We start from the raw sequence: 7,323 nt of genomic DNA, 5'->3' as shown, positions 1-7,323 counted from the left end.
GCTGCTGATCGGCAGCGACAACATCAACGCCACGGGCAACGAAGTCAGCAATCGTCTGGTCGGCAACGACGGCAACAACATTCTCGACGGTGGCCTCGGCGCCGACCGCCTGGAAGGTGGCTTGGGCAATGACACCTACATCGTCGACAACGTCGGTGACACCATCACCGAGAGCAGTACATTGATCAATGAAATCGACACTGTTCGCTCTTCGGTCGACTGGACGCTGGGCGCCAACCTGGAAAACCTCGTTCTGACCGGCAACGCCCTCAATGGCACTGGCAACAGCCTGAACAACACCCTGACGGGCAACGATCAAAACAATACTTTCGATGGCGGTCTCGGCGCGGACACCATGATCGGCGGCGCGGGCGTCGACACCTATTACGTCGATAACGTCAACGATGTGGTGATCGAAACCGACGCTTCGCTGACCGCACTCGACCGGGTTTTCGCCAGTGTCAGCTACAGCCTTGGCGCCAACGTCGAGAACCTGCTGCTGATCGGCAGCGACAACATCAACGCCACCGGCAACGAAGTCAGCAACCGTCTGGTCGGCAACGACGGCAACAACATTCTCGACGGCGGTCTCGGCGCCGACCGGCTGGAGGGTGGCTTGGGCAATGACACTCTGATTGGCGGTATGGGTACCGATAATCTGACTGGAGGGGCAGGTGCCGATACCTTCGCCTTCAATGACTGGAGCGAGTCGGGCATTGGAAACCTGCGCGACATCATCACCGATTTCAGCAGCGCACAAGGCGACAAGATCGATCTGTCGAAGTTTGACGCCAACCTGCTGACTGCCGGAGTCAACGGGTTCAGTTTCATCGGTGCTGCTGACTTTACCGGCGCAGGCCAAGTGCGCTTCGTTGACCACATTCTTTCCGGCAATGTCAGTGGCAATGTCGGGGCGGACTTCGAAATCCAGCTGGTGGGGGTCAACGCATTTACCGCTAACGATCTGGTGGCCTGACCTTCATTACCGCCATTTGCGGCCTGCCTTGCAGGCCGCACGTCAAAAAAAGCCCTGACTGGTTCAGGGCTTTTTCACACTCGGCGTTCATTGCCTCTAACCAAGGATACCCAACCCCTTGGCCCGGGCCACCGCCTGCGTTCGCCGCTCGACCCCCAGCTTGCTGTTGATATGGCTGGCATGGGTTTTCACAGTGTGCAGAGAAATGAACAACTGCTCGCTGATCTCCTGATTCGAACAGCCCTGCGCGATCAGGCGCAAGACCGCCAGTTCTCGACTACTGAGGTGTTCCGACGTGGCGCAATCCGCCGTCGAGCGGGCCGCTGACGGTGGAAAAAGCGCCAGCAGTTGCTGACTGACCGCACTCAAGGGCGTCAGCATCAATTGCCCGCGAAACCAATCCGAGTGCTTCATCAATGCATCGAACGGTTGCAGAACGCCTCCGGATGCTGCCTCTAACGCCTGAACCAGCGCCTTGCGCGCTTCCGGCTCCCGCCCCCCGACCAACAGCAATGCCACTTTCTGCGTCAATGCCATCACGCTGAGCAACTGCCGGCCGGTTTGCTGGCCGTTTTCATGCAACACATTCAAACGCCCTTCGGCGAGCATCGGTTGCCCCTGAATCATGTCCAGCAGTGCTTGTTGCAGTTCCACATGCAGCGGCAGCTGTGGATGAAACTCGGGCGGCGCGGCAGCGCGTTCGCCCGTATAAGTCTGACCAAGGCGCGCGAGCCAGGCTTCGGCCAGGTCGGTACGGCCCTGTGCGAGCCACAGCTCACATTTGACCAGGGTGATCATGGCCAGGTAGTAGATCGGCGGCACGTCCCAGATGTGCATCAGGCGTTCGGCTTCGGCAAGCTCGGCAAAAGCCTTGGCGAACTCGCCAGTGCTGCCGTCCAGGCGGGCGATCACGCAGTGACCGATCAACACGCTGATATCGCGACAGGTGCGTGCCTCGCCGATTCCCGCCGACAGCCGCGCGCGCGCGGCCTGCGGCTGCAGGCGCATGGCCAAAAGAAAACCCTCGTACAGCGTCAGCCGTGCACGCACCGCGTACAAGCGCTGTGGCGACAAGCCACGCAAGCGTTCCAGCCCCTGATGGACTTCATCGAGTGCACGCAGAATTTCACCGCGTGCCTGCAAGACACGGGCTCGGTCGTAATGCGCCAACGCTTCGAACAAGGGATTGCCGACGCGTTGCGCCAGCTCCAGGGACTCGCGATTCAGCCCACGGGCGCGCCACAGATCGCCATCGGCAATGGCCAGATTGGACAAGGTCGATAAGCACATCAGCCGCTGGCCATAACGTTTGGCCGGCAGGCTTTCCAAAGCTTCACTGCAATACTTGAGAGTCAGCTCACGATGGCCGCGGCCACGGGCAATGATTCCGCTCAGCGCCAGCCATTGCGCCAGCATCGATTTCTGCGCGGTGGCTGAAGGCGCCGGCAGGAAGCGACTCAGATGGCTGGACAACTCTTCGGCGGCATCGAGCTGGCAGGCCAGCCCCAGCGCCCAGCTGTACAACACAATCAAGCGCGGGGTGCTGATCAACAGGCTGTCTGGCAAATCCATTTTCCAGCGCAGCAGCATGCCGACGTTTTGCTCGGCCAGCAGTTGCTCCTCCGAGAGGTTCTGTACCAGATTTGCCGCGACATCCAGGTGCCCGGCGCGCAACGCTTGCTCCACGGCTTCATCCAGCAGCCCTTGTGCGTTGAACCAGCGACAGGCACGCAGATGCAGCGTTGCAGTCGGCACCATCGCCTGAGCAATCGGCCGACTGCGCAACAAATCAGAGAATAAATGGTGATAACGATACCAGTGACCGTGCTCGTCCAGCGGCACCAGAAACACCTGATGCGCCAGCAGAAAACGCAGGATCTCCGCGCTGTCATGGGCTTCGCGCACGGCATCGCACAGCTCGCTGCAAAAACGCTCCTGGGGGGCGGTGTCGTAGAGAAAGGCCTGCACTTCGGCGGGCAGGCAATCGATGACTTCTTCCAGCAGATAGTCGCGGATCAGCCCTTCCCCGCCGTTCAGCGCTTGTGGCAGCGCCGCATCGCTGCCGGCCTCAGACACCGCGAGCAGCCAGAACCGCAAACCGGCGACCCAGCCTTCGCTGCGCTGGATCAGGTTTTCCAGCGCTTCACCGCGCAGCGAACTGCTGTGGCGATCGAGCAAGGTCAAAGCTTCGTCGTGGGTCAGGCGTAGATCCTGCTCGTGCAATTCGAGCAACTGCCGCGACAGACGCAAACGCGCCAGATGCCAGTCCGGGCGCTGGCGACTGGTGACCATCACCAGCAAGCCATCGGGCAAATGGTTGAGGAAAAACTGCAGGCAGCGATCGAGCACCGGGCCTTGGGCAAGATGGTAATCGTCGAGCACCAGCAGCAGTGGCGCGGCGGGATCGAGTTGCAGGGTCAGTTCATCGAGCAAGCCGTCGAGCCATTCTTCGAAAGCAAATGGCTGATGGCGTTGACGCATTTTCAGCAGGCCGAGTGCGCGACTGCCCAGTTGCGGGAAGTAGTCCTGCAAGCCTTCGAGCAAACGCTCGAGAAAGCGTCCGGGATCGCTGTCGCGAGGACTAAGGCCCAGCCACAAACTTTGCCAGTGCACCGGCAGACTCTGACAGAACTCCACCGCCAGCGAACTCTTGCCGAACCCGGCGGGGGCACTGACCAGCAACAGGCGCCCACCGAGCCCGGCCTGCAGGCGCTCGCAAAGGCGTGGTCGCAACACGTAGCCGTCAGGTAATGGCGGGCGAAAAAAACGCCCGTCCAGTGCCGCGACGGCAACGCTTGCGGGACCCGGAAGTGGGGACAGATCAGTCATGGCCGGCTCTTGTTCGAATTGCTGTTGGCGGCGTTGCAGATGTCCGCAGACTAGCCTTAAACGAACCGGTTATGAAGGTCGCTGCTACAAATGGCTACAAAAAGGCTACATCCGGCTGTAGACCCAACCCTGTAAAAACAAAAAAACGCCCCGAACCAGTCGGGGCGTTTTCACGAGGATGCGCCTCGGGTTACCGCAGGTTAGCGAACACCATCCTGACGCAGAGCGGCCGGGGTGAAGTCGCTGGTGGTGGCAGTGAAGCCGAAGTCATACGCACTCTTCTCTTCGTTCTTCATGCCCAGTGCCAGATAACGGCCGGACTGCAGGTCGTAAAGGGTTTCCAGGGCGTACCACGGCACCTGCTTGTCGTAGTAGTTCTCCGCATGCGCTTCGGCGACGCGCCACAGTTGACCACGACCGTCGTAGTGGTCGATCACCGCCGCTTGCCAGGTGTCCTCGTCGATGTAGAAGTCACGCTTGGCGTAGATGTGACGCTGACCTTCCTTGAGGGTCGCCACCACGTGCCAGACGCGACGCAGCTCGTAACGCGCCAGGTCCTGGTTGATGTGGCCGGCCTTGATGATGTCGGAGTACTTCAGCTTCGGATCGTCGAGCTTGTAGCTGTCGGAGGCGATGTACATCTCTTTCTTGCCTTCGAGTTTCCAGTCGTAGCGATCCGGCGCACCGTTGAACATGTCGAGGTTGTCGGAGGTACGCAGACCGTCGGCGGCAGTACCCGGACCGTCATAGGACACTTGTGGCGCACGACGCACACGACGCTGGCCAGCGTTGTAGACCCACGCCGAACGTGGCTCTTTTACCTGGTCAAGGGTTTCGTGCACCAGCAGCACACCGCCGGCCAGACGCGCCGGCGCGGTCACTTTCTGCTTGAAGTAGAACAGGATGTTGCCCGGGTTTTTCGGGTCGTAATCCTTCATCTTGTCGCGGAACACGAACTGATCCTGGAAGTACACCAGGCTGTACGAGCCGTTCGGTTGCGGCGTCGCCTGAGTGACCAGACGGGTCACGCTGCCGCCGCGATAGCGGGTGATGTGGTTCCAGATGACTTCCACACCGGTTTTCGGAATCGGGAACGGTACGGCGGTATCGAAGTTTTCCAGGCCGTTGCCGCCAGACACCAGGTTGGTGGTGGTGGCGTTTTTCTTGATCGCGGCGAACACGTCATCCGGCACGGTTGCACCGCGGTGGGACGGATACACCGGCATCTTGAAGGTTTCCGGGTAACGCTTGAACATCGCGTACTGACCCGGCGCCAGCTTGTCCTTGTACTTGTCGACGTCTTTCGCAGTGATGGTGAACAGCGGTTGCTCACTGGCGTATGGATTGGACAGGAAACCCTTGCTGTCGACCGAGCCGGCATTCTTTGGCAACGGCTTCCACGCCGGGATCGAACCGTCGGCGTTACCGGCCATTTCGGCGCCCATCGGCGTCAGACTCTTGCCCAGTTTGTCGGCTTCGGCAGCAGGCACCGCGGCCATGACGCCGGTCGCCAGCAGCGACAGGCCCAGAACACCGGCGTGGAACAGACTCTTTGTTATTTTCATAAATTCGTTCGTCCTGAATGCAGTGCTTAGAAGTTCACGCCGAAGCTGAGCGCAACGAAGTCGCGGTCATCCACAGTGGTGTACTTGCCGTCAAAGAAGTTGGTGTAAGCCAGGCTCGCGGTGTAGGTGTTCTGGTACTCGGCGTCGACGCCCAGGCTGACCGCTTTGCGACCTTCCTCGAAGTTGCCGCCAGGGCCTGGCGAGTAACCGCTGACGTCGTGGGACCAGGCCACGTTCGGCTTGAGGTTCACACCGGCGAAGACGTCGTTGTATTCCCAGATGGCGCGACCGCGATAGCCCCACGACATTGATGTGGTGAAGCCGTCGTTGTCGCAATTGCGGCTGCGGTTGTTCTGCGGCGAACCCGGCCCTGCACCGTTGATGGTGCTGGCGTTGAGAATGTTGGCGCAGGTATTCACACCGCCAGTGGCTGGCAACTCGCCCGGGCCATACACCGGATCGCGGCCATAACGCTTGTCGGAACGGCTTTCCAGCCCGCCGACGTAGGTCGCGCCGACTTCGCCGACGAGGGTCAGACGGCTGGCGCCCATGACCTGATCGAAGAAGTGCGTGAACGTGGTCTGGATCTGGGTGATTTCCTTGCGCTCGTAACCGTGCAGATCCTGACCCGGCACACCATTGAGTATCGAAGCGTTGGTCAGTGCGCCGCCGATCGGACGCACACCGGCGAACAGGATGTCGGTGGAGTTCAGTTGTACCGGCGCGTTCGGACGGTAGCTGATCTCACCGCTCCAAGCGGTACCGGTAGGCAGCGTGGTGGAGAAGCTCAGACCGTAGAGGCGAATGTCTTCAGGGTACTCGATGAAGTAATTCGAGTTACCCGCGACCAGCAGTGGTGCAAGTGCCGCAAACGGCCCCGGCAGTGCGCGCGCGGTGTTGTAGACCGATTGCGGAGCACCGGTGGCGCTGAAGATCGGCGCTCGGCTGTGGTAGTTCATGAAATAGGCGCCGAACTCGGTATCGAGCGGCTCGTACATGTACTTGAAGGACGCGCCCCACTGACCGCTGTCGCGGGCATCGCGGTCCGGGCCACGGCGCACCAGAACGCCTTCTTCGTTGACGTTGACACCGTTGGCGGCCAATGGCCCCAGGGCGATGGCCGGGATTTGCGAACGCTTGTTCAGCACGCGCAGGTTGTCGTTGCAACCGTCGGCCACGATGTCTGGCTGCGAGAAGAACGTGCCGCAGTTGTCGACGACGGTCTGGTCCCATTCCAGTTGATAGAACGCTTCGGCCGAAAGGTTTTCGGTGAGGCTCTGGGACACGTAGAACATGTTGACCGGGATCAGGCCTTCCTTGATCTCGGCGCCGGGACGACGGAACGCGGAAACGTCGATCGGGTTGATCGAGTTGATGCCGCCGCCGATGAAGGTACTTTCCCCCCAGCTCACCACCTGCTTGCCCAGACGCACGGAACCCGGCTGATCGGCGATCGCGTAGTTGTGGTAGACGAAGGCGTCGAGGATCTGCCCGCCGGACGACTTGGCGCCCTCTTTGCGACCCGAATCGCTGATGTCCTTGAACTGGCGGCTTTCGTCCTTGAGTTCGAAGTCGTACCAGTATTTGCCACGGACGAACACGCCGGTGTCGCCGTATTTCAGTTCAAGGTCATGGATGCCTTTGAAGATCTTCGAAAAGGTTTCGCCGCTCTTGAAGTTGGCGTGGCCATCGTCAGAAGTCTGCGACAGACCATGGCCGCCGTTGTTGACGCCGATGAGGTTCTTGTTCGGGCTCTGGGTAGACCAACTGGCACCGATCGACAGGGACGAGTCGAACTGGCCTTCGATTTCACCGACGTTGAAACTGACGCCGAATGCGGGCCCGGCGAGCGAAGAGGCAAGACTGACTGCCAGAGGCAGTTTCGCCCGGCGCCAGAACTGGTTTACTGAGGTCATCGACGCTACTCCATGTGCATTATTGTTATGGCAGTGA

At 60.4% G+C, this 7,323-nt stretch carries 3 protein-coding genes and 1 pseudogene; 1 reads left to right on the top strand and 3 read right to left on the bottom strand.

Annotated features, from left to right (window positions below; genetic code table 11):
• Nucleotides 1-976, top strand: a pseudogene (locus GTU76_RS30305) (calcium-binding protein); the annotation flags it as partial.
• 96 nt (nt 977-1,072) lie between these two features.
• On the opposite strand, the gene GTU76_RS26140 reads toward GTU76_RS30305, so the two are convergent.
• From GTU76_RS26140 to GTU76_RS26130, 3 genes are all read right to left on the bottom strand, one after another.
• Nucleotides 1,073-3,805 (bottom strand): winged helix-turn-helix domain-containing protein, encoded by a 2,733-nt coding sequence (locus tag GTU76_RS26140; protein ID WP_180699947.1) that lies wholly within the window; start codon nt 3,803-3,805, stop codon nt 1,073-1,075.
• Between the two features lie 200 nt (nt 3,806-4,005).
• Nucleotides 4,006-5,370, bottom strand: a complete 1,365-nt coding sequence (locus tag GTU76_RS26135; protein ID WP_016985156.1) for a DUF1329 domain-containing protein — start codon at nt 5,368-5,370, stop codon at nt 4,006-4,008.
• Between the two features lie 26 nt (nt 5,371-5,396).
• Nucleotides 5,397-7,286 (bottom strand): DUF1302 domain-containing protein, encoded by a 1,890-nt coding sequence (locus tag GTU76_RS26130; RefSeq protein ID WP_095123022.1) that lies wholly within the window; start codon nt 7,284-7,286, stop codon nt 5,397-5,399.
• Nucleotides 7,287-7,323 lie beyond the last annotated feature (37 nt).

Origin of the sequence: Pseudomonas crudilactis (assembly GCF_013433315.1) — a bacterium.
Taxonomy (GTDB): Bacteria; Pseudomonadota; Gammaproteobacteria; order Pseudomonadales; family Pseudomonadaceae; genus Aquipseudomonas; species Aquipseudomonas crudilactis.
This window is presented reverse-complemented; position numbering and strand designations above follow the sequence as displayed.